Source organism: Legionella sp. PATHC035 (genome assembly GCF_026191115.1).
Lineage (GTDB): Bacteria > Pseudomonadota > Gammaproteobacteria > Legionellales > Legionellaceae > Legionella.
Genome location: NZ_JAPHOT010000001.1, coordinates 2,398,620 through 2,425,511 on the forward strand (window position 1 = coordinate 2,398,620; position 26,892 = coordinate 2,425,511).

Genomic DNA, 26,892 nt, shown 5'->3' on the forward strand with positions numbered 1-26,892 from the left:
TATGCGACGAACTGTATGAATCATGGAAAGGATGACTCAATCACAGAGGATACATAATGATAAAATCCAAGATGTCTATTGATTTAAAATGCGTTGAGGATCTATTCGCAGATAAGCTCACTTACGAAATCTCTCGTGATTATTTAATGGAATTATTAGAGGTCGGTAAATTAAACGTCTGGCAGTGGGATTTGAGCACCAATGAGATTATTGATTTTGGTTATTCCAAATCTTTATCCGTTTTAAACCCAGACAGCGCAGTGGGACATATTGATCATTTTATAACACGACTTCATCCAGAAGATCGTGAAGAGGTTGCTAATAAATTACTCGAATCTTTCGCCTATTTTGAGGATCATAAGGCGGATTTCAGGATTCAATCGATGCAAGGGCATTATGAATGGGTATCTGCCCAGAGTCGTTATATTCGCGACGCAGAGAATAATGCGATTAAAATGATCGGGACCTGGCATTTTGTTACAGAACACAAAAAGAACGAGGAATTAATCAAATTACAGCAGGCAACGCTCGATCGTATCTCAAGATGTTATTTTTCAGGGGAGTCTGCATCTTCATTAGCCCATGAAATCGCTCAACCCATATCAGCCCTAAATTCTTATCTTCTTGGGAGTATTTTACGTTTGCAGCAGGGAGGGAAGGAGGCTGATGAATTTATCAATGTACTTCAAAAGGCACTGGAACAAGTTGAATTAATCAATACGATTATTAAGCGGATGAAAAGTTTTGTTACTCATGGGGAACTCCACTTTGAACGGGTTAATTTGGCTTTATTAGCCAAACAATCTGTTGTTTTGTCCAAGTTGTATTCCAATTTTTCTGGAACAGTTCAATATGAAGTAGATGAACATGTAACAGAAGTCTCTTTAGATCGAAATCAAATGCGGCAGGTATTTTTAAACCTTATTAATAATGCATTTGAAGCCATGGCTGATGCACAAACAACGAACCCAATCTTGTTGATTCAAATAAAAAATAATGATGCTGAGGTGCTGGTTACCATTAGGGATAATGGTCCAGGAGTGGCACAAACTGTGCTCGATAATCTACTTGCTTCATGTTATAGCACCAAAGAATACGGATTAGGTCTTGGCTTAAGCATTTGTAGAAAAATAATTGAAGCCCATGGTGGGAATTTCAAGATAGAAAAAAATCCCTCAGGGGAGGGGACGATATGTTCTTTTAGGCTGCCTAAGCAAACTTCGGGGCTTTGCAATGAGTAAAACCATTTATATTGTCGATGATGATGAGAATGTATTACGTGCTTTGAAATGGCTTTTTGAGTCTATGAACTTTGAAGTGAAAACTTATTTGAATGCAAAAACTTTTCTGGAACAATATAATCCGGCTCATACAGGCTGTTTGATTACGGATGTGCGAATGCCGGACATGGATGGATTAGAGCTATTTGAACGATTAAAACGGCAAAACAGCTTACTTAAGGTTATTATGATCACCGCCTATGGAGACATACCTATGGCTGTTAAAGCGATAAAAGCAGGGGCGATTGATTTTATAACCAAGCCTATAAATGAAAGTGATTTATTAAAGCTGATTAAAAAATGCCTTGAGCATTACCCAAACCTTACCACAAATGCCATGAGCAAATATGAGCTTTTAAGCGAAAAAGAGCTGCAAGCCCTCGAACTCATTTGGACTAATAGCTCAACAAAGCTCTGATTCGATGGGTATAATCACTTAGAGCGGTTTGCTTCATAAATTCCTTTAACGGCGTATCGATATCAAAATAAACGATATTGGCTAAAAATCCATAACAACATGCATCCAAAGCATGGATAGTAGTACCGAATATATACTCATTAGCTCCTAAAATATGATGAATTGCCTGCAAATCCTCAATACCTGATTGATACACCTCCTTGCTGGAGTATCTGCCAATCCCTTGATAATGATATTTCTCAATATTGTATTTTCTTACCTTTTCAAGATAGGTTTCGGACAACTCAGGACGCTGTTTTAAGAATTCCGCTTTGAATAAAGGCCAAAATTGATCATCTTGCCAACGCGAATAGGACATAACCCAATACAAATGATAGTCTAAAATGCGATTAACTAAAAAATGAGTATTTTTTTGTTCTGATGTTAAATGTTGATCCAAGTTAACGTATTTTTGTGAAAGATAATGCAGTATGTTGTTACTGTCTGTAATGATGCGTCCTGCATCATCCAGATAAGGTAACTGTCCTCGGGGTGCATTCTGGGTATTAACAATATGTTCGTGCTGATACTCTATTTGGGCTAATCGAAGAAAGGTATCCACTTTCAATCCAAACGGATTATTATCGGGTAAGCCAAAGAGTTCTGGGTAGGAATACAAAATTATCATAGAAAATCACCTTTTATTCATGAGGTGGAGCACTAAATGAGGTTAATCCCTTCTCCTAAAAATGGAATAGGAGCGATTTTTTCGAAGCGGCACATCATCCTCATGCCACTGTCCCTTAGCATACAATTTTTCTACTGCTGGAAAAAGTAGCGAGTTATATTTAGATTATTTTCGCCTGATTTTACTCCTATTTAACAAAACAAAAGCATTTTTTTACAAATTGCATCCACGACTTAATGTTTGTTTAATAAATAACCAGTATCATATACAAGTTATTCCCTAATTTTGCCATAGAAGAGCAAATAAGCCAGTAATATAGGGGGAGATTACTGTATGACAATTGAACTGAGTCCAAACAGCCAAGAGCTGATTAAAAAATTAAGTGCAAGCAACCTTGATCGCACTTCGTTGTTGCAAAAAAGCACAACAACCATTGAAATACCGGATTTGTTAGGTTGGTTTGCACTGACCACTAAAACCAAAACTACTGATGAAGCATTTTTTTTAATTGCTTCATTGAAAGCCTCTCTTTTAAAAGATCTGCATAATTTCCTTAATCCTGCTGGACAAAAGGATGATGAAAATAAAAAATCAGATATGTCTGCAACTGTCAAATATGGGTTATTAGCTCTTGCAGGAACAATTTATTTTGGTTGTGAAGGATTTGATGGCGTTACCGCATTTATGGGGATGTTTTCAGCGATTCCTTCGCTTGCTCTTTTTGCTGTGGGAATTTTGTTTTCAATCCTTTCCATGATTGTTTTTTATAGCTTTGACTTAGTGGAAATTTCCAAAAACTTAGGTATAAAATCTTCAGATACCCCTCAATTGCTTGATATGTTACTGGAGCAATTAAAACAAATAAAAGCCATTAGGGCCCGTCTGCAAGGGATTGGAAATAAAACTAAGGGACAATTAAGTGAAGATCTTGAAATCGCAAGGATGTTGCTTCAACAACTTTTGGATATAAAAGAAGCTGGAGATCAGCTTAATGCTGCGTTAGACAATCCTTACTTAAAAGCTGGGAAATACATCACTGCGGGTGTTGCCGGTTTTCTCTTTTTTAGTGGAGGCCTTTTTGCGGGTCAAACTGTGGCTACGGCGATTGCAGGTTTATTTGTTGCTTCGGTAGTTGGAACAGCATGGCCTCTTGCTATTTTTGCTGTGGGTATTCTTGTTGGTTTAGGGGCGCTGAGTGTTTATTGGTATGTTGAACGTCCAAAAATCGAGAATCTGATCAGCCGTTGGCTGGGACTGGACAAAGAAAAAATTGATGAGTTACGCAACTCTGAGGTTCTTAATGAAGAAACCGCGAATCTAAACCACTTAATCAAAGATCTTAATTTCGGTATTGCTCAATTGGAGAAAAGCGAAGCAGATCAATTGACGATACAAAAATCGGAAAAAGAGGCATCACGAGTGCCGGAGTTGGAAAAAGAAATAGCTCGTTTAAAGGGGGAAGTGAAGCTACAGCAATACATAAGTTCTAAAAAAGAAGACCACTCATCATCAGCGCTTCAATCACACTCTCATTTTAGTAATCTTAGAAGAACACGATCTGTAAATGATCTGCACCACATGGATGATGCATATTCTTCTCAATACAATCAACAGCTGTAAGGAAAGAGATCAGGGTAAGGAAAATATTGGTATATTGGCCCTCGCCTGAGCAAGAAATTTGGATTGGGAGTTATATTTAAACGCGGGATAGGGTATGCCTTGAACAATTTTTGTTATCCATATCGAATAGGGCTATAGTCATGTGATAAGAACAATTTATAATGGCAGAGATTTATTCTATTTACATTGGGCGTGTTGACAACACACCCAATGTATAACCTTGATTTAGAGCGAAGAACTTAAAGTTGTTTCTGCATCTAAAATCAGTTCTTGCTCCAACGGATGACCTTGTTTACCCGAAGCAGTCAATAAGCCATTTTTGACGAGCCCCTGCATGACCACCTGATCACTTGCAGGTTGTTGCCAAACTGGAATCACGACAGGCTTTTGGACGAGTACGGTTGGTGGTTGCGGTACTGGCTTTCTCCCTGGATTGAGTTTACTTTCTTCTGCCTCCAGCAATTTCAATTGCTCTGCACTAAGTGGTTGAACTTGGCTGCTGTAGAAGGGGAGTACGCGAAGTTTGAACACCAATAAAAATGCCTCCAGTTTACTGCTTAATTCAGTATATCCATGACTCAAGGGATCATTAAAGGTTGTCCGCAATTGAGACGGAGATAAGATATCAATGTGATTGAGATCGGTACGATAATAAATTTTTTGATCTTTTCCTAACACAAGCAGTGGTTGGGGTTGGCGATAGTGATAATCAACATCCGGCATTTGCTCTAGGCCACCGTATTCTGTTTGCCTAGGAAGTTCATAGCCTTTAAATACCTCATGCAGATCGTGCAATGAACACGCCATTCCTGCCAAACAGGCTTGCTTATTAAAATAATTATTTGCAACATCAAAATCACCATCGCCTCCTGCTTTAACAGGGGGCTCGCTGCTATCGGGCGTTGGATCATAGGCGCGTTTGGTGTAGACGGTTACCCGGTTTAACTCATCGTGTAAATTATTGACTAAAATACTGCCCCAAACTCCGAAACGTTTAGGAAGTAGGTCACGTAAGTCACCCACGAAGGCAATATGCCCTGCAGCAAAGTGATCGGTATAATAGTGGAAACAAAAAAATTCCATTCCCAAAGCCAAAGCCTGATACCGATAGGCTATATCTTGCAAGGTATCACGATTTAGCCCCTCAGGTGTCTGCTCGATAATCTTGAGTAATTCATTGAATTCACTATCTTCTGATTGATATTCTGAATCAGCCAGCAATTGAGTGAGCTCATAATAAATACGTGCATATCGAAGTGCTATATGATGGCCTATAGTGTATACACGCACTGACCATGGAGTAAAATGGGATAAATTTCTATTCAAAATTTCACTATAATTTTTTACCCTCAGGGCAAACATCAGTTGTTGTACATAGAAATTGAGTGTACTTGAAAATGGGATGTAGTTGGCATTATTTATTTTATATATAGTATCTATATCGCTTTGATCTACGTTGTCATTTGCCAGACGTTTATAAGAGCAAATTAACTTTTGCTCCTCGCTTTCGCTAACCGGCTCTTTAATTAAATATTTTCCTAATGTTTCACACGTGCCTGTACTATCATAACTTCGGGGGCTAGCATTATATGCAGCAATACTCGGTAAATTAAGCGATACTTCTCGACCACCAAAATAGTCTCCCGACATGGCCACAATGTTACCCGGTGTGAGATTTAACCCGACAGATTGGGGAAGGCCAAGTTCGTTAAACCCTTGCACCTGAAGATGTAAGCCCCCCTGCTTATCAATAGTGACATAGGGATTGTTTTTTAAGACCTCCCAATCGAGAAAACGTAATGCATCGCCCAGTTCCGTATGTTCTTTTGTATTCATAAGCAAGCTCCATTTTTCTTATTTTTAGTACACTCCAAAAATTATCAATTACTAAATGCTATGCCAGCATGATGTTCAGAAATAAGGGGAAAAAATTTAACTATAGAAGTGAACTATAAAATCTTCAAATAAAGTAAGACTCACTTGGAAGAAAATGAATTCGCGATCCTTCAAATGTGGATTTTTCTTTTTTGGGCGAGGGGGCTTTTTCACTTCTATAATTAAAAAAAGAGCCGCTTGAGAAAATGATGACTGACGAAAAAAAAGAATCATTAGGATTATTTCGTAACACCCTATTTTCGACCTCGGAACAAAGTACCGCCTCCTCTAAAGATCGCAGCAAAGATTTTGATGCAACGAAACAGACTCAATGGATTCACCTGAGCAAAAGCATTATTGATGAGTTAGGGAAAAAAATATCCTCTTTTCCGCAAATACCTCCCGTAGTCCATCAAGATATTCATTGTCCTCCCGAGATGTTTCTGTCCCGTGTAGGTTGTACTTATGCCTGGTTGGCCGATAAACGTCGCGAAGTCGCTAAGATGTTAAAACAAGGCCCGTTTCGACATCAATTTGGGTTGATTAATAAAGCAGGTTTTGTATCAACAGACCAGTTTAACTTGACTCGCGATCTACCTACCCAAAAAAATCTAGTATACAAGCACCTCATGGATTTAATTCATCATAACCAGGAGCATGTTGAGGTAATTGGGCAACAAATAGAAAACGGTACAAAATATGCGATTAGGATCAAATTAACCCCTGTGGAATGTGAGCGAGTACATCAAAAAAATGCAGAGTCACCATTTCCATTCATCGAAGACGATGTGATTCTTACGATTACTTTTGAGGACTACGGTGAAGAGGATAGCAGAACATCACTTGTCGTCGATCATCGTCCTACTCCGTTTAATCAAAATTATCGTGATCGATCCAGTTATTTTCAGGTGCAATTCGAATTAATTGAGCCCTATTTTCAAGCTTGCTGTGATTGGGATTCGAGTCAAGACATTAAGGAGTTTTTAATTAATGCAGGAAAACTTGCCTATCGCCTGGCTCAATTACAACCCGTTGGCCGAGGAAATTCAGCAATTGTTGAATGGATGATCCGAGGGCTTGCCAAAGAAAAGAATATTGAGTTAGGACCTTTTAATCATGATGAATTGGGATGGGATTTTAAAGCGTTCTTTACCCCAGATATCAATGTGTACGCTGATTGGTTTTCTGAAAAAGCGTTTAGCAGGCCGGAATTAGTAGGCAGCGCAAGTGTAACACCCAAAATATTATAAGATTCTGGTTTAAAGCATTCATCAACAACTCAAAGAAAAGTTAACTTATGTTATTTTCGATAATTTGCAAATTTTCGAAAATAATTAATGAAACGGGTAATTATTATCATGACTTGATTGCTCATGATTTAAAGTCCATGGATATCCAATGCGATCAATTCGTTAATCCACTCGCCGAACCGTGGAACACAGCTTATCACAGATGGCATGAACAAATTGCTCAACAATGATTGCACAATAAGGGAATGGTCTTATTAAAAGAAAAGAAGCCATGGGTTGAAAAGAATCAGCGCTATTTGAACGGATATTGGCTCTAAGGCAATTGCCCATTGTGTTTTGAAAAAACAGCAAGTTATTTTGTGAATGTTGTGGGGTGCATTTTCGTCCCGAAGAAATGATTTGCGGGACTCATTTAGTAGCAAGGGAAGTTTGAGTTCACCTGTTCATTTTCTTTCAGACATGCATAGGTCATTTTGTAGTTAATTAAAAAGCAAGCTGGTAACCCAATTAAGGCTCCTTTAATCTTTATTGAGTATAATTATGTTAAATTTATTATCATGATGTTGTTTTTATGGAAACCAACGAACATAAAAATGCTGGCGATCAAATACGCATTCAAACATTAGGCAATCGTTATCTGAAAGGTAGTCAGAATTTATCCCCAGAAAATACCAATAATTTGCGTCTTAAAATGATGCAGGAAGTTGATGGCATCCCTGTGCCGCTTGCTATGAAGTTAAGCGCTGGGGATGTCGTTGCTTTAGCTGGTGATTATTATACGAAAGCAGGCTGGTGGGAACAATTACAAATTCCTGAAAAAACCGGAGATGGCACTGAAGAAAATGAGCAATTACTCCACACCCCAGTGACGCAAGCCGAAACCGATGCGTTCAAACAAGCCTATGATGATTTAGCCTCACCCGCTGTAACAAAAAGCGCGATCAGCCAAATTTTCGCTATCGATGGATCACGTTTTATTCCCAGCTTATTGAAACAATTAATTTATGCAGTCACTGTAAAAGATTATGGTGCAAAATTAGCAAGCAATGAAGATCATTTTGCACCATGGTCACTGCGTGGATATATTGTAGGACATCAATCTGCCTTAAATATGGCGGAGATAGCTTATTATTGTCATCAAATTGCTGGAGGGAAAGTCAGTAAAGAAGATAAAAAAATTCCTTCAGAAATTCGAGATCGATTAGCGAAAATTGTACAGCAAATTGAAATAGACCCTGCAAAATATAAACTGGCCCCTGAATCAACAGAAGGGAAGTTAACCGAGAAAGAACTATTTACGGAACTGGGGCATCGTTTTCATGCTATGGCAGTGGCTCGTGATTTATTTGCAATGCATTTTTATTCGGACCATTTTGCTGGAGGCCATTTGAGCCGCATGGGCGAAATGAGAAAGCTTCTTCCAAAAGAGTTCGGTGTATGGGGCAGTATTCTTGTTAATAACATGCATAATGAAGACAATAAAAACAGCGTTGCCGTTACCAATTCTTTTCAGCCCTTTAGTAGAGAGCAAGACATGATCAAGGAGGATAGCAAAGCCTATGGTGACGGAACTTATTTTTACCATGAGAATGATGCAAACGCGAACATGCTGATCAATGGGATGGATAATTCCCTAGGAGATATTGCGCGTTTGATGAAAACTGGTGAAAAGCGACAATCTGTTGATTACGGAGGTTTGGATTTTTTGCCGCAAATCAATTACAAGGATTCTCAACCGCAACCTTTATTCATTCAGGATCCCAATAATAAAAAAATTTATTTTCGTTCCGATGTAAAACGCATTAAGATGTTATCCCCAAGTGAGTATACCGCGACAACCAAAAATCCAAGCCTTAATGGATATGAAGAACTGACCCCCACGAAAGCCTTCTGGCTGGTTGTGAAACTCAGGTTGTTTGCGTTTTATTATTCGCCTCAAGTTGAATTAAGAAAAAAAGAACAAGCAAAAATTCCTGATGTTGAACAAGAGAATGAGTCTGAGAAAAGGCAAACTGACGAGCAGCAATCTAAATTGAGCCTAAAGCCTATTCCGCAAAACGAGAGCCATTTTGTACCACCCATCATGGGCAAATGGCGTCAAACGACCACTTCCCATTCAATTGCAAAACAAAGTTTCTTGGCCGGACCTCAAAATGGAAATCCTGAGGAAACAATTAGCCCTGATAACGGCGCGGTTTATTCCCAAATCAATCATTGATTGTAAAAAAATTAATAATATATTAACCTAATTGACTATTACTAATCCAGACACTTCCATAAGGCTCGTTAGATAATGAATAGGTTGATGAGTATGGTGTTGGCTGTTTTTGTTGTTACAGCCCAATTGAATACGGCGAGCGCTAGTGATTCTTTTGCAGCACAGCCCACTTCGTGTATCAACTCCAGTTTTAGTGCATCTGGGAATTCAAATTGGCAAAACATTTCGCTTAAGTTAACGAATAATTGCGGACAAAGCGTTGATTTTCAGAATACCAAAATAACCTTTGTGGATGCCTCTTCTCTTGATACCTCATTTTGGGGCGATTTTTCTTCTTTGTCCTATCCCGATAATGTCTTGCAAATTACCTCTCAAATGCAGACAGACGGAACTGTTGTAGCAACGCTTAATTTACATTTTCCGACAACAACTGGCTCAAACAGTATCTTACCTAAAGGTGGTTCCATTGTGCTCTATTATGGTGCACCTACAGCGGATTATGTAGCGAATAGTGTTCAAGTTTATTTAGGAGCACCTCCTAACACAGGACGTATCGCCGTTAGTGTACAAGCGTTACCATCAGATCTAAGTGGTTATACAAATACCCCTAATGTGATCGCGACCCAGACAGACAGCGGGGCTTCAGTCAATGCCAATGCACCGTGGAATGCAGTGACTCCAATGACACAACTTGAAAGTGGCAGTACCTACACCCTTTCTACGCCGAATATTATTTTTAATGGCACGAATTGCGTTCCTACTTTTGTTCCTGCTTCTGTGGTGGCTGGTGAAACCCCTCCAACGGTTAATTTAAACTATGCCTGTTCTCCTATAGCACAAGAAGCCGCAACGATAAATGTCAGCGGGGCCCCTGGATCACTGAAGCAAGTAAGTGTTACTTTGACACCTAACGATGGTTTTGCTGCTTTGACCCAGATTGTCAATTTGACCAATGGCTCGGGCTCTGCAACGGTCTCATTGACTGCCGGGACAATCTATACTTTGTCTACCAGTGCTATCCCAGGCTACTCCGTACATTTTAGCCCGCAACCCTTGCAAGCCGCTGCCGGTGTGGTTGAAACAATTACTTTCTCGCCCAGTTCAAGCAAAGTTCCTGGATGGCCAAATTATCTTGCCATGGGAGCGGTTACTGATGACTCACCTGCAATACAAACTTCATTGCAATCACGCCCAATCGATGCCATTTTCAAATACGGTGGATTAGGTGGGAATGGTGATCCAGGACAAATTGTTTATCCAATTTTTGATTTGGAAACGGCACAACAAGCACAAGCACTATCTGCCTTTTACCAGCAGCAACAATTACCCAATAAAGTAATCCCTACAATGGTTATTTATACTGCGCAGATGAGTGGTGGCACCAGTTTTACTGACTTTGAATACACCAATATGGTGATGCACTATATTAATCTCATCATGGAGGCGCAAAAACTCCAATCATTCCAATCAGCACAGTTTAATTATCCGGGGGCGATTATCTTAAATCCTGATTTATTCGGAATGCTGCAACAAGAAAACTTATTAAACGATGCCAATACGGCGATAAGTCAAGTGCCACTGCAAAAAGCATTGCAGACTGCTGTGTGTTTTGCTACATCAACCATTGATACAAATTATGGTACAGGCTTAAATTATGAAGCATTGTTTCAGGCAATCCGGAGTAAAACGACCGATAATTGGTCGGCAATGAGCACCTGGGATACCTATAAGCTGCAATATTTTAATCATTGCATTGCCAACCCAACTGTTCCTGCATCGATTACTATTCCTGCCTTTACGAACGATTTTCCTGGTTGGGTACAATCGACTAATTGGATTATTCGGCAATTTGCACCTCATGTAACTTTTGGCTGGCAAGTGAATTTGTGGGGAGTTGGTAGTTCCAATTGGGTGCATCAAAACTATGATGCAGCGACATTAAAGGCCAATGTTTCTGATCCGACTGTTACCTTAATTGAAGCGACTACTGCATATCAAGGCAATTACAAACCCGATTTTATTGTGTTTGATAAATATGAAATGGATGCCATTCCTGGGGCAGTTGGCTCTGGATATTTATTTAATGCGCGGGATTGGTTTAATGTATTGAATTACGTCAACAACATTAGCGTTTCTTTGGGTAATATTCCGGTGATGTTATGGCAAATCCCTGGAGGTCATTTACAACAAAATAATGATGTGGACACGCGAACAAGTCATGCTTCAACCGAGCCTGACTTTTTTTTTGGGAATTCATATAATCCTTTAAGCAATTTAAAGTCCTATGTCCTGGGCACTTCTTTATCGAGTTCAATTTATGGTACCAGCAATATTATGGATTATTTGATGATGGATGCTCATGGGGGCAATACCTATGTTTGGCAAACAAATAATTTACAACAAGCCGCCAGCAGCAATGTATTTGCCATTCTTTGGGGCGGAGGTAATACGACCAGTGTTGGTAGCTTCCCTAGTGATGATGGCGGTTGGCTTGCCAATAAAATTAATAACTACTATAAAAATCCAGTGAACTTGTCATTGCGTTAGACGGCTGCATGGAATGAGGCAAACAGGCGAAACATAGGATGGGTTGGAATCAATGGATTTACATGCATTAGTTACTTTGGACAACCAGACGATACTTAGCAAACTCAATAGTTCTCTTGATGGCTTGACTCGCGCGGAAGCCCAAAAAAGACAGACATTGTCAGGGTTTAATGAAGTGACTCAAAGCCCTTATCGTCTGCTTATTATGGAGGCCATTTCTCATTCCACTAATCCATTGATTGCCATATTGTTGATTGCGGCAGGAGTTTCAGCGTTTACTGGGAATGTGGTGAGTTCTGCCATCATCATTATTATGGTGGTGATGAGTATTGGCTTGGATTATTTTCAAAGCCATCGTTCTTTAGTGGCGGTGAAAAAACTGCAGAAGAATATCGCATCCACTGCAAATGTTTTACGTGATGGCCAATGGGGGGAACTCCCATGCCGTGAATTGGTCTCTGGCGATATTATCCGTCTTGCTGCCGGCGATTTGATCCCTGCAGACTCTCTATTATTAAAGGCGAAGGACTTACATGTCCAACAGGCGGCACTCACTGGTGAGTCTTTACCCGTTGAAAAGGAAGCGATTCAAGAAAGCACACCCCCTCAAAATCCTGAAGAGGCGAAAAATGCTGTTTTTTCGGGATCATCAGTAGTTAGTGGTACTGCTACGGCTGTGGTTGTAGCGACCGGAGCGAATACCCAGTTTGGTGATATCGTCAAAAGCCTTTCTAAAGTTGCACCACACACTGAATTTGAAAAGGGCATCACGCGCTTTGGCTTGTTCATTATGAAGGTGGTTTTTTTTCTTGTGGTATTTGTGTTTGCGGTCAATATTTATTTAAAACGCTCTTTGCTTGAATCTTTATTATTTGCTGTAGCCTTGGCTGTTGGGCTTACCCCGGAGTTATTGCCGATGATAACCACGGTGACACTCGCTGCTGGTGCAGTCCATATGGCAAAGAAAAAAGTGATTGTCAAAAATTTATCTGCAATTCAGAATTTTGGCAGCATTGATATTCTTTGTAGTGATAAAACCGGTACGATAACCAGTGGTGAAATGGTCCTGGAGCACCATATCGATCCTTGGGGTAATCAATCCGAAAGCGTGATGTTATTGGCTTATTTAAATAGTTTATATGGTACCGAGATTCCTAACCCGTTTAATATTGCGGTATTAAAAAAAGTAAACATTAATCCTTTGGATGCTGCGATCTTAAAACACGATCATCCTGACGTACAAACGTATCATAAAGTCGATGAAATCCCCTTCGATTTTGAGCGTCGGCGCTCAAGCGTTGTTGTCGATAAAAGTGGGGCTCATCTGCTGATAACCAAAGGCGCTCCAGAGTTTGTGATCTGCGATTGTACTCATTATGATCTGGCAGGGGAAATCCATCCATTGGATGACGCGACAAGAAAAAAAATTGCAGCCACTTTTTTATCTTTAAGTGAGCAAGGCTATCGCACCTTGGCTGTAGCTTACCGCGAAATCAAAACCAAGACTTCCTATCATATTCCGGATGAGAAAAACATGATAGTAGCGGGATTCCTGGCTTTTTTTGACCCAGCTCTTGAGGAAACACCAACAATCATCAAAAAATTATTTAAAGAAGGGGTCAAAATAAAGATTTTGACTGGTGATAATGATTTGGTGACGCGTCACATCTGTCAGCAAGTGGGTCTTGATGCAAGTCGAATGCTACTTGGTGAGCAATTGAATCACATTACGGATATGGCATTAGGAGAGATTGCGGAAGAAGTTGACGTATTTGCTCGCATTTCTCCTATGCAAAAGCAACGTATTATAAGTGTTCTTCGCGCTCGGGGCCATGTAGTAGGATATATTGGGGATGGAATTAATGATGTTCCTTCGTTGCATTCGGCGGATGTAGGCATTTCGGTTGCGGGCGCGGTAGATGTAGCGCGTGAAGCCGCGGATATTATTTTATTAAAGCGTCACTTAAGCGTGTTGCTGAAAGGGATTGTTGAAGGACGCAAGTCATTCGGAAATGTGATGAAATACCTCATGATGGGGACTAGTTCGAATTTCGGGAACATGTTAAGTATGGCCGGTGCGATTCTGGTGTTGCCGTTTTTACCGATGTTACCGACACAAATTCTTTTAAATAACCTTCTTTATGATACATCACAGGTTGTGATTCCAACGGACAACGTCGACCCTAGTTTTGCACGTAAACCAAAGCATTGGGACATAGGAATTATTCGCAAGTTTATGTTTTATATCGGCCCCATCAGCTCTATTTTTGATTTTATTACTTTTTTTGTGATGTTGAAGGTCTTTGCAGCAACAGAAGCATTGTTCCAAACTGGCTGGTTTGTTGAATCTTTGGCGACGCAAACACTAGTCGTATTTGTGATTCGTTCAGTGAAAAGTCCCTGGCAAAGTAAACCCAGTAAGGCTTTAATCATCATGGTTTTATCGATTGTGTTTACTGCTACGATATTGCCTTTCACGCCTATTGCAAAGTTTTGGGGATTCGTCCCGTTACCCGCAACCTATTTCCTGTTTTTAATCGCGGCAACAATCACCTATCTTTTTTTAGTGGAAATGATTAAAAAGAAACTGATGTGGCGGTGGATAGACGATAAGTAGCGAGATACTGATTTCCCATCGCGCTTAAAACCTACCTCTGGAAGGTAAAAATACTTAGGCGATTAGGCCAAAGGATTAGGATATTTTTTTAAGTAAAGTTTCCCAAATTGATAAGAGGCATAATCAGTGATATGACCCACATCACGATAGATGGGAATACCATTGAGGTCTGCTTTACAGATATTTTGCGTACATTGTATTTTTTTAGGGTCGATAATAATTAACTGTGGGTATTTGTTTTTCATTTTATTAAATAACCGATCAAACCATTCTCCTTCCGAAAGGGTAAAATCACAATCGTGCGGATTATATGCAGTTCTTCGTTTTATATGTTTATAAAAACAATCATGAAAACTATTTTGCATTGTTGCTGTTGAATGAATTAATACAGGCTTTGCTCCTGAGGCGGTAATGATTGAAAGTGCTGTGTCTAAAGCCTTTTCCAGTCTTTTTAGGCCTAAGGGTAAAGATCGTTTATCACCTAACTTATTGATGATGTGATCACTGTAATAATTACCCCATAGTTGGCCAATGATTACATAATCATAATGATTGTTTTCAATCATTTGATAATATTTTTGAGTCAGCTCATAACAGAGCTGATAGTTTTGATCTTTAAAATGCCACCAATCAAAAAGATAAATGCCGGGCAAGGTTAAGCACGAAGATACGGTCTGCATTAAAATAGAGATATTTGCTGCTTGTCCTAACTCATCCATAAAACCCCAATAATGATTGGCAAAAGAATCTCCGATCATGAGTGCTTGCTTGCTGTTGGGTTTTTTTGAACCGATACCGCATTGCCTATTAATTTTACTCTGTGAATCAGTCACACATACGGCTCTTTGTGGGCTGTTGTATTGGTTTAATTGTTGATGGATAGTTAATAACTCACCCGTAAAACGCTGAGGAAATCCCTGGTTTTTCTTAATCATATAATCGGTCAAATGTAAGGCAATGCTAGGAATTAAAAAAAGCAGCAGAAAAGTATAACGAAATGGTATTTGTTTTCCGCGTTTTGAGGGTATTTCAATGAGGCGCCAGGAGAGATAGGCTAAAACAAAAGTAAGTCCGAAAGCAGCTAATAAAACAGCAGGGGTTTCTACAATACTTTGATATCTTAGAAATGAAAAAATTACCCAATGCCAAATATAGAGGGAATAAGATAATAATCCTATAAATACCATAGGCTGACTGGAAAGGATTTGGCTCAATATATTTCCCGGAGCACATGCCCCTATGAAAATAAGTAATCCGGTGGCAATACAGACGGCAAAAGCATGTTCATCAGGGTAACCTGCCAAAGAGGGATTAAGCTGGGCAACATACAATAGGGTGAGCAATGAAAGACTGCCAAATAGGTTGATAACATATTTATTGTTTACCCAAAATGTCGCTGGAATGAGGGCGACACAAGAGCCAATCAAAAACTCATAAATTCTGCTGGAAAATAGGTAGTACGTATGTGCAGGTAAGGTTCTCGCATGATACATCGAGAGGAGCAATGCGATAAAAGTCAGTCCGACGACAATTGGGAACAAGTATCCTTTAGGTAAGAAACGATGCAAGCAATAGATGAGGCAAGGTAAAAACAGATAACATTGCCATTCTATGGAAAGAGACCAGGTATGCAGTAAAGGAAGCTGGTATGTTTCTGGAGAAAAATATCCAGTGGTTGTTTTATCAAAAAATAAGTTAGATAAAAATAACGAAGTTTTACGCGCGCTTTTGCTGTAGAGAATTAAATCATCCGGCAAAAAAAACAATAATGCCAATGCGGTAGTCAAAAGGAGCAAACAAACAAATACAGGTTGTAAACGCCATAACCTTCGATTGTAAAAGTCTAAAAAAGAAAAAGAACCGTGATGAACTGACTCATGGATGATGTGGGTAATAAGGAAGCCAGAGATAACAAAAAATACATCAACCCCTATAAATCCAGATGGAAAAAAGGAGAGTCCTCCGTGATAAATTAAGACCAGTATAATGGCAACAGCCCGGAGTCCATCAATATCGGGTCGGTATTTCATTCGCTCTCGAACAAAAAAATAGTAATGCTATCATCTCAGTTCTAGTTTATCTATATCCATCGTCGTTACAGTAAAGTGGGAATGACTTGTCTCAATTTGCGGCGTATTGGGGGGCAAGATAAGATGGAGTTCTCAAGTTAAAATAGGCCCCCTAAGCAAACGACCCTTTTCGATAAATTCAATTTTTTTATGTGCTTTTAAGAATGAGAGTAATTATCCACTGGCTTAAGTTACCTAGGTTCGGTGCACATGCAATTTTATTTAATCCATTATGATACTATTATTGTATCTAGTCTAAGTTGTTTTAAGGATGGGGCCTTTAAATAGGACTCCAAGACCCAAACATACTGCTTTAGTGAGGGATAATGCATACGCTAAGAATTTTTTTTGCAATTACCTTTCCAAAGAAAATACAAATTAAATTATCCAATTGCCTGAAGTCTTTGCACGAGACCATCTTGTCCGATTATATGCGTTGGGTCCATGTTGAAAAAATGCATATTACTTTACAATTTCTAGGTCATTTACCACAAGAACAGCTCATACCTGCGACCGAATATGTGCATGCAGCACTACAAAACCTACCGCCATTTCAACTTGAATTCGGGCAGTTGGAGTGGTTCCCAACGGTACGACGTCCTAAAGTTCTCTCGTTAACAGTTCAACCCCAAGCTGCTTTAGCTAGGTTGTCAGATACGATCGGACAAGCTCTGATTGCTTTGAATGTCCCAGTTGAAACGCGCTCTTTTCGGGGGCATTTAACCCTGGGGCGATTGATTCGGCATAAGGTACCGCGCGAACTCTTAGACACAGTGAAAATGCCGAGTATTCCCCCAATGCGGGTAGATAAGATTTATCTCATCGAAAGCAGGCCAGAACAAGGGAAACAAAATTACTATTCTTTGGCAGAGTTTCGCTTAAATTAAAAGTTGTAAACCTTATGCGTGGCTGCCTGCAAACTATTACCCATAAACACGTAACAAATATGCCATGACGGCACGTAAACCCATGACTTCGCCACCCTCTGGTTTACCAGGTTTGCTTTGTTCACTCCAGGCCATAATGTCAAAATGCAGCCAAGACGTAGTTTGGGTGATGTAACGTTGGAGAAATAATGCAGCTATAATAGCTCCTGCATAAGGATAATCACTGCAGTTGGTCATATCTGCAATCGAAGATCGCAGGAATTTTTGATAGGCAGCAAATAAGGGTAAACGCCATACCGGATCAGCCGCTTTAGACGATGCATCAATGATTTCTGCGGCTAACGATTCGTCATTGGTAAAAAATGCTGACATTTCAGTACCTACAGAAACACGAGCTGAGGAAGATAAGGTTGCAAAGTCGATCAGTAAATCAGGTTGCTCCTCACATGCTTTGACCAAAGCATCAGCCATAATCAAACGTCCTTCTGCATCAGTATTATCCAGTTCCACGGTTAAGCCGTTGCGCATCACTAAAATATCGCCTGGCCTGTATGCATTGGGTCCAATCGCATTTTCCACAGCGGGAATCAGCAAATGTAAGCGAACAGGCAAGTGACGTGCCATAATCCATTGGGCGAGGCCTATCACATGTGCTGCACCTCCCATGTCTTTTTTCATGATGCGCATACCGTAAGCGGATTTGATATTCAGGCCTCCGGTGTCAAAACAAACCCCCTTACCGACCAACGCAACACGAGGATGTGTTTCATCTCCCCAGGTTAAAGAGAGTAAACGTGGTTCTGACTGGGCTGCGCGGCCTACTGCGTGAATGGCTGGAAAATTATCTCGTAACAGTTCATTACCAATCCATTGTTCAAATTTTGCATTATAGGTATCGGCTAAGGTTGCCACTACTTCTGCCATTTCTTTAGGACCCAGATCACTGGCCGGTTCGTTGATGAGATCACGAACCAGAAAATGTGTCTGAGCCATTTGGAGTAAATCATCAACCTTTTGCGACTCAACCATTAAGACACGAGGTGACGAAGAGTTTTTTTTGTATTTTTCAAATCGATATTGTGCCAATGCCCAATATAAGGCGGCCTCTTGCGAATAAGTTCCTTGAACTTGATAGGTGTTCGCTGGTAGTAATTGAGCGGCATGGGCCATTGCCAATACCTGATTTTCATCTCCAGTCCCTATATATGCGCTCTCTAATAAACCATCAGCATTATAAAACAAACAACAATCTCCCATTGCTCCATGAAACTGCATTTGTCCAAAATAGTTACGTTCAACTGAGGTGAATGAAGAACTTTGCTCTTCCCATTGTTTTTGGGAGATGAGATAAAGAGGGATTGGTCGGACACTATCTACCGTATAAAAGAGATCTGCTTGCATCGTTGCTCTCAATTCATTGTGTGAATGGAATGTTACAGTGTTTCAGTATCACCAGCTCAAGCGTCACCAGAGAGCTGCCCTCGCACTGAACCCTGTGCTGGATGGAGATCTCTCGTTAAGCTCATAAAAAAGCGGTTTCTGTAAGTCCTGTTGGATTCTTTTTTGATAATTAATTATTTATTCTGATTCATTTTTTGTCAAAGAAAGGGGTTAAATTATTTTTGAGAAATTTTTGTGCTCAACACATATTTCCCTAAAAATTGATATGCTTAGTAAAGATGACTTAATTTTATAATTGGAAATTTTGACCAAATGAATATTAAGAATGAAGGAAAGCTTGCTGCGGATTCTCTGGGGATAGGTGAATCGATCATTATGGGAACGGCAGGAGCTGCGCCCGCTTTTAGCGTTGCTGCTGCGACGGCAACACTAGTCGCTACAGTGGGTACTTTAGCGCCGGGAAGTATTTTATATTGTGGATTTATCATGTTCGGTATTTCCTTGGCATTCATTCACCTGAACAAAGTCATTGTCAATGCAGGGGCTTCATATGCGTGGATATCCAAAATTTTTGGAATGTATTTAGGTTTTTTTGCCGGATGGGCGGTTTTAGTTTCATCCGCTGTATTTATGGTTTCGGGTTCTATTCCTGCAGCCACAGCAACATTGTTACTCGTCGCGCCTCATCTGGTGGAAAGCCCGGGGTGGGTTACTTTGACCAGCATACTCTGGATAACCATGATTTCAGCGATCGCTATTGCTGGAATAAAACCTACGGCATATCTTCAAATCTTAATGACTGGGTTTGAAGTGCTTATCTTATTTACAATTATTAGTGTGGGTTTGATCAAGTTTGCACCTCATCCAGCGCATCCTTTCTCATTTTCCTGGCTTTCTTTTACTAGCTTTACTCCCGAGTTATTTGCAACAGGGGCATTAACCGCCGTCTTTTTCTACTGGGGCTGGGATGTTACCCTTAACTTAAATGAGGAAACTAAAAATACCCGGCATGCGCCGGGGATAGGAGCCTTTTGGTCTGTATTAATTATCATATGCATCTATGTCAGTTTTGCTATTGTAACCCTCCTGGCTCTCAATGATGATGAAATAAAGCATGCAGGAACAAATGTAATTTTTGCAGTCGCAGAAAAAATAGTACCTAGTCCATGGAGCTACTTGGCGGTTCTTTGCGTGATGATCAGTACCATCGGTACCTTGCAGACTACCATCGTTCAGTTTACACGAACTCTATTTGCCGAGGCACGGGATGAAATAATTCATCCACGTTATGCGACCCTACATAAATCTCGAAATACCCCGTGGGTAGCAATTCTTTTTATCTGGTTTTTGGGCGTGATTTTATTAGTACTCTCTTCTAATTTTTCAACGGTAAACTTGATTATTAAAGATTCGGTGCATGCACTTGGTATTTTGGTTGCCTTTTATTATTCGTTAACGGGCTTTGCTTGTGCCTGGTACCATCGTTTTCTGTGGAACACTACAGCTGAATTACTCGGCTACATTATTTGGCCTACTTGTAGTGCGCTATTTTTGGTCTTTATCGCCTGCTTTAGTATCCCAAAATTTGATTTAGTGACCGATATTGTTGCATTGGGAGGAATTCTCCTGGGGTTTGTACCGTTATTAATCAAAAGAGTCTCACAAACGAAGTGACATACTTTGGTGAGATAGGTTCTGCATGAGTGTAAAAGGAGTTATGTATGTTAAGACAATTTTCAAGAACATTATTTCTTTGTTTTTTAGTGTTTTTATTTTCTGCCCTTACTACCCGGTTAGCTTATGCAAACACTGAAAATTATCCCGCATTGCATACACTGAAACCAGGAACCCTTATTGTTGCTACTTATTTTACCAATCCGCCGTTTGAATATTTAAAAAATAAACAGGAAATTGGTTTTGAAGTGGATTTAATTCGCGAAATTGCCAAAAGACTGCATTTACATTTAGAGTTTAAAAACACCCAATGGGAACAAATTATAAATGAATTGCGAGACCAGCACTATGATCTCATTATGGGAGCGATTACGATCACCAATGAGCGCGAGAAAATAATTGCCTTTTCCAAGCCCTATATGACAACGACCTTAAGCATCGTGATTAATACCAAAAAAACACCGCAGGCAAAAACGATTGCTGATTTAGACAATCTGACTATGGGTGTACAAGCCAAAACGACCGATTTTGATATCGCCAAACAGATGCAAAAAGAGGGACAAATTCGCGGAGTAAAAATATATCCATTTAAAAATTTTAACCTGGCAATAGATGACTTAATCGCAGGTAGGGTTGGTGCGGTGATGAAGGTATTTCCTGTAGCTTATTATTACGTTGAACACCATCCACAATTGAAAATTCTTGCTGCTGTGCCCAAAGCACCTCAGCCATTAGGCTTTGGCATGAATCCAGCCAATCAGGAATTGGTTCAAGCAGTAAATCAGGCCCAAGCAGAAATGCAAGCCGATGGGACCTATGAAAAAATATTTAAGAAATGGTTTGGGGGAAGCCCAGATAAGAGTAATGGGAATCATCAAATAGAATAGGTTGAGCCAAGGGGGCACAACCTAATATCTTTAACGCAACAAGGCTCGGTCACCCTCACTGAGCAGGAGTATTATTTTTAAATCGCTGATAAATTCCAATCAATTCCGCATTACCAATAACATGTCCAGTCATTGCATTTAAAAGAATATCTCGTGTCGTCCCATCCCCCAAAGTTAATACCGTATCTAGAGCATATAATTTAAAATGATAACTATGAGCTAAACCAAAAGGAGGGCAAGGGCCTCGATATCCTAATCCTCCCCAACTGTTTTTTGCATTTGCGGCTCCCGGAGGAATTGGTCCCCCAGCACCTAATTCTTTTACAGTGGGCGGTATATTAAATACTATCCAGTGGGTCCAGGTACCTTCATCTGCATCCGGATCGTCAACAACCAAGGCCAGTGACTGTGTGTTGTTTGGTATATTTTGCCAAGTTAAAGGAGGGGATTGATCCACGCCATTACACGTATATTGGTCCGGAATCATTGAATTCATTTTAAAGGATGCGCTTTCGATAGTGAAGGTATTAGCAAAACCATGGCAGTGAAAAAGAGAGAATGCAAAAAACAAAAGCAGAGAATTTTTTTTCATTTTATTGTTACTCCAACCTTTAAAAAATGAGTGAATTGACAGAAAAAGCCGTTATCAATTCATAGATTAGAAAAACAAATGATAGTGCAGTGTTTGCTTCTCTTCAATTGAGTCCTTACAGATTCTTTAGAATAAAAAAATTCAGGTGCAAAGCTTTTAAAGGTTGATATAATTCACGCCCCTAAGTTTCGCCTAATATTTTTTCACTAAATTTAATTTATTGGCACATTGGTTTAGATGTTTCTAAATGTAATCTAGGCTGTGGCCCTTAATAGTTGGAATGAGTTGTTTTAAAGGAAACAGTAATGCAAAAAAAAATTGAAGAAGTAAAAAATGAAAAAGCAGGAATGAGTATTAATGCAAGTTCTCAAGAACCAGAAAACCAACAAATAGTAATCCATGTTACTGATGCGGCTCATGCTTCTGAGGATCAATTAGATCCGGTCTCATTGGAAGAGCAAAAAGAAGATGAAGCTTTAATTACGCCAATTAATGATTCTGAGGATGCAGATGAGGTTGCATATGGACTTTGGGATGTTTTTAAATCGCTAAGTTCGCTTTCTGTGCCAATGGCGCTTTCATTTACTTTTAGCTTTGAGATTTTTTTAATTGTTGTTTTGCTTAATGCACTCAGTGAAAATGAAGATGAAGCCGCTTCAGCCACATTAATTTCCACGATGATCAATACCCTTTTAGTCGTTGGTATGGCTCCTTTGTTCTCCATGAGTGTGGTTGCCAGTAATAAAATTGGTGAACTTACCGAAGCTGAAAAAGAAGGGGAGACCAACGAATTAGTCTTGCAAGAAAAGCGTGATTATATAGCGGGCATCAGTCGTAATGGTCTTTGGCTTTCTGCCGTCCTCACCCCGCCGATTATGGCTGGCATGATCTTTTCCAAACCGATATTAACTACTCTTTTTGGACAGAATGATCAGGTCGCAGAGATTACCCAGCATTTTTTACGCGTTTATTCACCGGCAGTAGCTGGGGTGTTGACGCGAATATCTACAGAACAAATGATGTTTAGTTTTGGACGTTCTAAACCTGCTATGTTTATGGGGTTTGCAAGTCTTTTAGTGGGGACAGGCATTTCTTCCTGGCTCGGATTTGGTGGTTTAGGAATGCCCAAGATGAGAGGAGATGGCGTTGCCATTGGTTATGTCATTGAAGCTTATCTCACTTCTTTAGCCTATGCTCTGTACCTAGCAAAACATAAAGATTTTAGTCAGTACGAATTTTTCAAGATTTTTAAAAAATTTTCCGGCCAGTTTGCACAACTTAAAGAGCTGTTGGCGATTGGTGGTTCGATTACTCTTTCTGTTGCAAGTGAAATGGCGATGTCTCTCTCAGTAAGCATCCTCTCAGGTATGTTGGGAACTAAGGAACAATCCGCCATCACTGATTTAAATCAGTATATATTCTTTAATTTCTTACTTTTAGCGGGGTTTGGGCAGGGTAATTCGCAAGAACTGAATCGACTGATTGGTGCTAGAAAATACGAAAATGCAAGCCGTATGGGGAAATATGGATTATTAACTACTCTGACGTACACTGCTCCTGTTCCTATATTTTTTGCAGTGATGCCCGGTGTCCTGGTAATGGGAAATAATCCTGGGGAAGTAAAAGAGATGCTTAAATATTTGGCGCCCATGATGTCGGCTGGAGTCATTTTGGATTCGGCACGTTATAATCTTTTACAACAGTTAAGGGTTTTGAAGGATCTTAAAGGTTCAACTATGATTTCAGTTGCCGCGTTATCTCTGGGAATAACGGGATCGGCACTTCTTGGACTTAAAACCAAACTTGGGATTTATGGTGTAGCGGCAGGTTATACTGGAGGAGTTATTATCGCTCTTCCTGGATTAGCCTATAGATGGCGCAATCGCATCAATGCTGAAAAAATACAAGAAATTGCTGAAGAAACGCCTCCTGTAATTATGTCCTCTGCCAATTGTGTGGATGGTTTTTTTAGTCGTTTGCTCAAGTTGAAATATAAAGATGAAAACGAGAATTTGTTGGAGCATAAAGGAAAAACATATAATGCGATGGATAAAGCGCTAACTGTTTAAATGATCCATGGGGATGAATAGGGATATAAAAATGACAGTTGAATGTGTTATTGATTTGATTGTGGCAAAAAAAGAAAAATCTTTTATTGTTTTCGAAGACGAGGGCTTCATTGCCTTTTTGGACTCTCGTCCGCTTTTCCCGGGGCATACTTTATTAGCCCCAAAGATGCATATTGAAACATTATATGATCTGCCAGACTCGATGTTATCCCCGCTCTTTTCATTAACACAAAGAATTGGCAGCGCGGTTGAAAAAGCAATGGGCGCGGCAGGAAGTTTTATTGCAATAAATAACACCATCAGTCAAAGCATACCCCATCTTCATATCCATATTGTTCCCAGAAACAAACACGATGGGCTGAAGGGCTTTTTTTGGCCACGAACTCATTATAGGGATGAACATCATAGGCTTGAAGTGCAAGAAAAAATTAGAAACCAGTTGCATTCTCATTAGTTGTTTCTCTTGCAATAGAGGATCATTGCTATATGATAAAGATGTTAATAGACATCCCAGCGATTCAGCTCTTGAACGAACATTTAAGGGATAACCATGCGCTTTCTAACCATTTTACTAGGATGTTACATCATGACCTCTAATACCGCAGCAGCTGATTCACCTAAACTCAATGACAATGCCTATGATTATTCCTTTCATACATTACGTGGGCATGAACTATTACCCCTATCATCATTCAGAGGAAAGGTATTAATGATTGTCAATACGGCCTCAAAATGTGGTTTTACCCCTCAATATGCGCGTTTAGAGAAGCTTTACGAACACTATAAAGATCGTGGTTTAGTCATTTTGGGCGTTCCGTCAAATGACTTCGGCGGTCAAGAACCTGGGACTGAGCAAGAAATTGCAAGTTTTTGCCAGGTCAATTATGGGGTTACTTTTCCAATGACTGCAAAAGAGGTGGTTTCAGGCAAAAATGCACATCCATTTTATCTTTGGGCTAGAGAGAAATTAGGCTTTGGCACGGCACCAAAATGGAATTTCCATAAATACCTCATTAATCGGAAAGGGGAGTTAATTGATTATTTCTATTCAACGACCTCTCCTGAGGCTGGACGATTGGTCAAAGTTGTTGAAAAGGCTCTTGACGAAAAAGCTTAATGAAAGACCCTCATCCGCCCTAGCGGGCACCTTCCTCCCTAGGGGAGAAGGGATTTGGGGTACTATAAAAATCCTTTTTCCTGTTTCGAGATGAGACGTTGTCGCGTTATAAAATCCTCCCCCCGTTTCGGGAGAGAAATTGACGCTTTATAAATCCCCTCTCCCGTTTCGGGAGAGGGGCTGGGGTGAGGGAAAAAGAGTTTAAAAAAACAGGTTGCATCAAATTACCTAATATTAAGCAACATCATACCCTCCGGCCACTTCATCATATACCTGGACAATACTATCAAGTAATTGCGCTTTTTCTTGAATTAAACTCAATTTACTACGATCAAGATTAATTTTGGCATTGATTACATTGCGATAGTCTCTGGCTCCTGCTTTATATTGTGCTAAAGCGACAGCATATGCTTTTTTTGCTGCCCAATAGCCTTTTTGAATTTGCACATAGGATAAATGGTTTTTCTGTTCATTCGTAAGCGCATCATCGACATCTGCAAATGCGGAATGCAGCGTACTCAAATACTCATAATAAGTTGCTTTGAATCCAGCTTTAGTTGATTTGATGTCTTCATAGGAACTGGCATTGAAAATTTTGGTTGATGCAGCAGCTTGGGCAACCCAAATATTGGTGCTCACTTTTAAAATGTTTCTTAAATCAATGGAGGCACCTCCAATTAAACTGGTTAATGCGATGGTTGGAAAAAAAGCCGAATAAGCCATTCCAATTTGTGCTTGAGCTATTTTTAAATTATTTAAAGCAATCATAATGTCTGGGCGATTTTTCAAAACCGATGAGGGTAAGGATTGAGGAATCAAATGATTTAAGTTCAACGAAAGTACGCTTCGATGCGTCGTAATCGGGCCAGGATTTTGGTTCAATAAGAGGCGGATGGTATTCTCATTTTGCGCGATGACACTTTCAATTTGAGGAATCTTGGCTTCTTCCTGGGACAGCTGTTGATCAATGTTGATTGGTACTTCAATATTGCTGGCGCCTTTCTTGAAACGAACCTGTTCCAGTTGATGCAGTTTCCTTAAATCACGAAGCAGTTCTTTCTCAACAGCCAGTTGTTCTCGTTGACTTAGGAGCATAAAGTAGGCGCCACTCATTTGGCTGATAATCCCCAACTTTGTTGATTGAGCCTGGGCTTGCTCCATGGCTAATGAGGCTTTGGCTGATTTGATATTATAAATATTATTTAAGATGTTCACGGTGTATTTTGGAGTAAAGCCAGTGTAGTATCCTCTAAATCTCAGGTGAGAAAGATTTGAAAAAAAAGGATTATTCGCCAATTGACCTCTGGGGGTCACATGGGAATTCCAAGTTCCGCCAGAAAAACCTGTCGCGGTCGCATCGAGTGTGGGGATCCATGCATATTGTGCTGCTTTAAGTTGAGCTTGTGCTTGCTCTATCGTTGCATATGACCTTTTAATTGTATCATTACATCTTAAGGCCTGCATAATCAGCTGATTAAGTTCGGGATCATGCAGTTTGTTCCACCATGCGACTCGACTTAGGTCGCTTTTATTATCGATGTATTTTATTCCACTACGCGAATTTTTAGGATAATTTACTTTTTCAGGAACAAGGCAGTTTTTGCAACAACCTGCAAGCAAAATGGCGGATAGATTCAATAAGATAATTTTTATTTTCATAATGGTGCCAATTTAATCTAAATTTAATTAGGGTAGGTACATTTC

19 protein-coding genes are annotated in these 26,892 nt (G+C 39.8%); 13 read left to right on the plus strand and 6 right to left on the minus strand.

Annotation, left to right across the window (positions count from 1 at the left end; translation table 11 throughout):
- Positions 1–56: 56 nt before the first annotated feature.
- Together OQJ13_RS10560 and OQJ13_RS10565 are read left to right on the plus strand one after the other, a co-directional pair.
- Positions 57–1,241: a sensor histidine kinase gene (locus OQJ13_RS10560; RefSeq protein ID WP_265710811.1), complete on the plus strand. Its 1,185-nt coding sequence runs from the start codon at positions 57–59 to the stop codon at positions 1,239–1,241.
- Complete coding sequence (locus OQJ13_RS10565; RefSeq protein ID WP_265710812.1) at positions 1,234–1,698, plus strand: response regulator transcription factor; 465 nt, start codon at positions 1,234–1,236, stop codon at positions 1,696–1,698. Before OQJ13_RS10560 ends, OQJ13_RS10565 begins: the two co-directional genes overlap by 8 nt.
- On the opposite strand, the gene OQJ13_RS10570 is transcribed toward OQJ13_RS10565, so the two are convergent.
- On the minus strand, positions 1,676–2,365 hold the full coding sequence (locus OQJ13_RS10570; RefSeq protein WP_265710813.1) for a glutathione S-transferase family protein: 690 nt from the start codon (positions 2,363–2,365) through the stop codon (positions 1,676–1,678). The genes OQJ13_RS10565 and OQJ13_RS10570 overlap by 23 nt on opposite strands.
- Positions 2,366–2,698: 333 nt before the next feature.
- On the opposite strand from OQJ13_RS10570, the gene OQJ13_RS10575 reads away from it, so the two are divergent.
- The gene (locus OQJ13_RS10575; RefSeq protein WP_265710814.1) at positions 2,699–3,985 is read left to right on the plus strand and encodes a hypothetical protein; all 1,287 of its coding nucleotides are present in this window, start codon (positions 2,699–2,701) and stop codon (positions 3,983–3,985) included.
- Between the two features lie 225 nt (positions 3,986–4,210).
- Here OQJ13_RS10575 and OQJ13_RS10580 read toward each other — a convergent pair whose 3' ends face one another.
- Complete coding sequence (locus tag OQJ13_RS10580; RefSeq protein WP_265710815.1) at positions 4,211–5,821, minus strand: hypothetical protein; 1,611 nt, start codon at positions 5,819–5,821, stop codon at positions 4,211–4,213.
- 245 nt (positions 5,822–6,066) lie between these two features.
- On the opposite strand from OQJ13_RS10580, the gene OQJ13_RS10585 reads away from it, so the two are divergent.
- The 4 genes from OQJ13_RS10585 to mgtA all read left to right on the plus strand — a co-directional run bounded on the left by OQJ13_RS10585 (position 6,067) and on the right by mgtA (position 14,492).
- Positions 6,067–7,110, plus strand: coding sequence for a hypothetical protein (locus OQJ13_RS10585; RefSeq protein WP_265710816.1), 1,044 nt, complete (start codon positions 6,067–6,069; stop codon positions 7,108–7,110).
- A gap of 571 nt (positions 7,111–7,681) precedes the next feature.
- Positions 7,682–9,328, plus strand: coding sequence for a hypothetical protein (locus OQJ13_RS10590; RefSeq protein WP_265710817.1), 1,647 nt, complete (start codon positions 7,682–7,684; stop codon positions 9,326–9,328).
- Between the two features lie 87 nt (positions 9,329–9,415).
- Positions 9,416–11,875, plus strand: coding sequence for a hypothetical protein (locus OQJ13_RS10595; protein ID WP_265710818.1), 2,460 nt, complete (start codon positions 9,416–9,418; stop codon positions 11,873–11,875).
- 52 nt (positions 11,876–11,927) lie between these two features.
- A complete protein-coding gene (gene mgtA / locus OQJ13_RS10600) occupies positions 11,928–14,492 on the plus strand; it encodes a magnesium-translocating P-type ATPase (protein ID WP_265710819.1) in 2,565 nt (854 codons plus the stop codon).
- Positions 14,493–14,554: 62 nt separating this feature from the next.
- Here the strand turns inward: mgtA and OQJ13_RS10605 are convergent, their stop codons facing one another.
- Entirely contained in the window at positions 14,555–16,522 is a 1,968-nt protein-coding gene (locus tag OQJ13_RS10605) for an acyltransferase family protein (protein WP_265710820.1), read from the minus strand.
- A gap of 365 nt (positions 16,523–16,887) precedes the next feature.
- Here OQJ13_RS10605 and thpR point away from each other — a divergent pair, with 365 nt between their 5' ends.
- The gene (gene thpR, locus OQJ13_RS10610) at positions 16,888–17,448 is read left to right on the plus strand and encodes an RNA 2',3'-cyclic phosphodiesterase (RefSeq protein WP_265710821.1); all 561 of its coding nucleotides are present in this window, start codon (positions 16,888–16,890) and stop codon (positions 17,446–17,448) included.
- Between the two features lie 36 nt (positions 17,449–17,484).
- Here the strand turns inward: thpR and OQJ13_RS10615 are convergent, their stop codons facing one another.
- Entirely contained in the window at positions 17,485–18,849 is a 1,365-nt protein-coding gene (locus OQJ13_RS10615) for a leucyl aminopeptidase family protein (RefSeq protein ID WP_265710822.1), read from the minus strand.
- A gap of 312 nt (positions 18,850–19,161) precedes the next feature.
- Here OQJ13_RS10615 and OQJ13_RS10620 point away from each other — a divergent pair, with 312 nt between their 5' ends.
- Both OQJ13_RS10620 and OQJ13_RS10625 read left to right on the plus strand, forming a co-directional pair.
- Complete coding sequence (locus OQJ13_RS10620) at positions 19,162–20,523, plus strand: APC family permease (protein ID WP_265710823.1); 1,362 nt, start codon at positions 19,162–19,164, stop codon at positions 20,521–20,523.
- A gap of 47 nt (positions 20,524–20,570) precedes the next feature.
- Entirely contained in the window at positions 20,571–21,410 is an 840-nt protein-coding gene (locus OQJ13_RS10625) for an ABC transporter substrate-binding protein (protein WP_265710824.1), read from the plus strand.
- Between the two features lie 55 nt (positions 21,411–21,465).
- Here OQJ13_RS10625 and OQJ13_RS10630 read toward each other — a convergent pair whose 3' ends face one another.
- Positions 21,466–22,002 carry a YbhB/YbcL family Raf kinase inhibitor-like protein gene (locus OQJ13_RS10630; RefSeq protein ID WP_265710825.1) on the minus strand — a complete coding sequence of 179 codons (537 nt, stop codon included), beginning with the start codon at positions 22,000–22,002 and terminating at the stop codon, positions 21,466–21,468.
- A 305-nt stretch (positions 22,003–22,307) separates the two neighbouring features.
- Between OQJ13_RS10630 and OQJ13_RS10635 the strand changes: the two genes are divergently transcribed.
- The 3 genes from OQJ13_RS10635 (at position 22,308) to OQJ13_RS10645 (ending at position 25,188) form a co-directional block, all read left to right on the plus strand.
- Positions 22,308–24,071, plus strand: coding sequence for an MATE family efflux transporter (locus tag OQJ13_RS10635; RefSeq protein WP_265710826.1), 1,764 nt, complete (start codon positions 22,308–22,310; stop codon positions 24,069–24,071).
- 31 nt (positions 24,072–24,102) lie between these two features.
- Positions 24,103–24,525, plus strand: a complete 423-nt coding sequence (locus tag OQJ13_RS10640; RefSeq protein WP_265710827.1) for an HIT family protein — start codon at positions 24,103–24,105, stop codon at positions 24,523–24,525.
- A gap of 132 nt (positions 24,526–24,657) precedes the next feature.
- Positions 24,658–25,188, plus strand: coding sequence for a glutathione peroxidase (locus OQJ13_RS10645; RefSeq protein WP_265710828.1), 531 nt, complete (start codon positions 24,658–24,660; stop codon positions 25,186–25,188).
- A gap of 234 nt (positions 25,189–25,422) precedes the next feature.
- Here the strand turns inward: OQJ13_RS10645 and OQJ13_RS10650 are convergent, their stop codons facing one another.
- Positions 25,423–26,847, minus strand: a complete 1,425-nt coding sequence (locus OQJ13_RS10650; RefSeq protein WP_265710829.1) for a TolC family protein — start codon at positions 26,845–26,847, stop codon at positions 25,423–25,425.
- Positions 26,848–26,892 lie beyond the last annotated feature (45 nt).

Coding starts and splice junctions, on each gene's coding strand:
- OQJ13_RS10625 (WP_265710824.1), top strand. CDS start 20,571: ATGTTAAGACAATTTTCAAGAACATTATTTCTTTGTTTTTTAGTGTTT.
- mgtA (WP_265710819.1), top strand. CDS start 11,928: ATGGATTTACATGCATTAGTTACTTTGGACAACCAGACGATACTTAGC.
- OQJ13_RS10580 (WP_265710815.1), bottom strand. CDS start 5,821: ATGAATACAAAAGAACATACGGAACTGGGCGATGCATTACGTTTTCTC.
- thpR (WP_265710821.1), top strand. CDS start 16,888: ATGCATACGCTAAGAATTTTTTTTGCAATTACCTTTCCAAAGAAAATA.
- OQJ13_RS10620 (WP_265710823.1), top strand. CDS start 19,162: ATGAATATTAAGAATGAAGGAAAGCTTGCTGCGGATTCTCTGGGGATA.
- OQJ13_RS10615 (WP_265710822.1), bottom strand. CDS start 18,849: ATGCAAGCAGATCTCTTTTATACGGTAGATAGTGTCCGACCAATCCCT.
- OQJ13_RS10560 (WP_265710811.1), top strand. CDS start 57: ATGATAAAATCCAAGATGTCTATTGATTTAAAATGCGTTGAGGATCTA.
- OQJ13_RS10650 (WP_265710829.1), bottom strand. CDS start 26,847: ATGAAAATAAAAATTATCTTATTGAATCTATCCGCCATTTTGCTTGCA.
- OQJ13_RS10630 (WP_265710825.1), bottom strand. CDS start 22,002: ATGAAAAAAAATTCTCTGCTTTTGTTTTTTGCATTCTCTCTTTTTCAC.
- OQJ13_RS10595 (WP_265710818.1), top strand. CDS start 9,416: ATGAGTATGGTGTTGGCTGTTTTTGTTGTTACAGCCCAATTGAATACG.
- OQJ13_RS10605 (WP_265710820.1), bottom strand. CDS start 16,522: ATGAAATACCGACCCGATATTGATGGACTCCGGGCTGTTGCCATTATA.
- OQJ13_RS10565 (WP_265710812.1), top strand. CDS start 1,234: ATGAGTAAAACCATTTATATTGTCGATGATGATGAGAATGTATTACGT.
- OQJ13_RS10585 (WP_265710816.1), top strand. CDS start 6,067: ATGATGACTGACGAAAAAAAAGAATCATTAGGATTATTTCGTAACACC.
- OQJ13_RS10590 (WP_265710817.1), top strand. CDS start 7,682: ATGGAAACCAACGAACATAAAAATGCTGGCGATCAAATACGCATTCAA.
- OQJ13_RS10645 (WP_265710828.1), top strand. CDS start 24,658: ATGACCTCTAATACCGCAGCAGCTGATTCACCTAAACTCAATGACAAT.
- OQJ13_RS10635 (WP_265710826.1), top strand. CDS start 22,308: ATGCAAAAAAAAATTGAAGAAGTAAAAAATGAAAAAGCAGGAATGAGT.
- OQJ13_RS10570 (WP_265710813.1), bottom strand. CDS start 2,365: ATGATAATTTTGTATTCCTACCCAGAACTCTTTGGCTTACCCGATAAT.
- OQJ13_RS10640 (WP_265710827.1), top strand. CDS start 24,103: ATGACAGTTGAATGTGTTATTGATTTGATTGTGGCAAAAAAAGAAAAA.
- OQJ13_RS10575 (WP_265710814.1), top strand. CDS start 2,699: ATGACAATTGAACTGAGTCCAAACAGCCAAGAGCTGATTAAAAAATTA.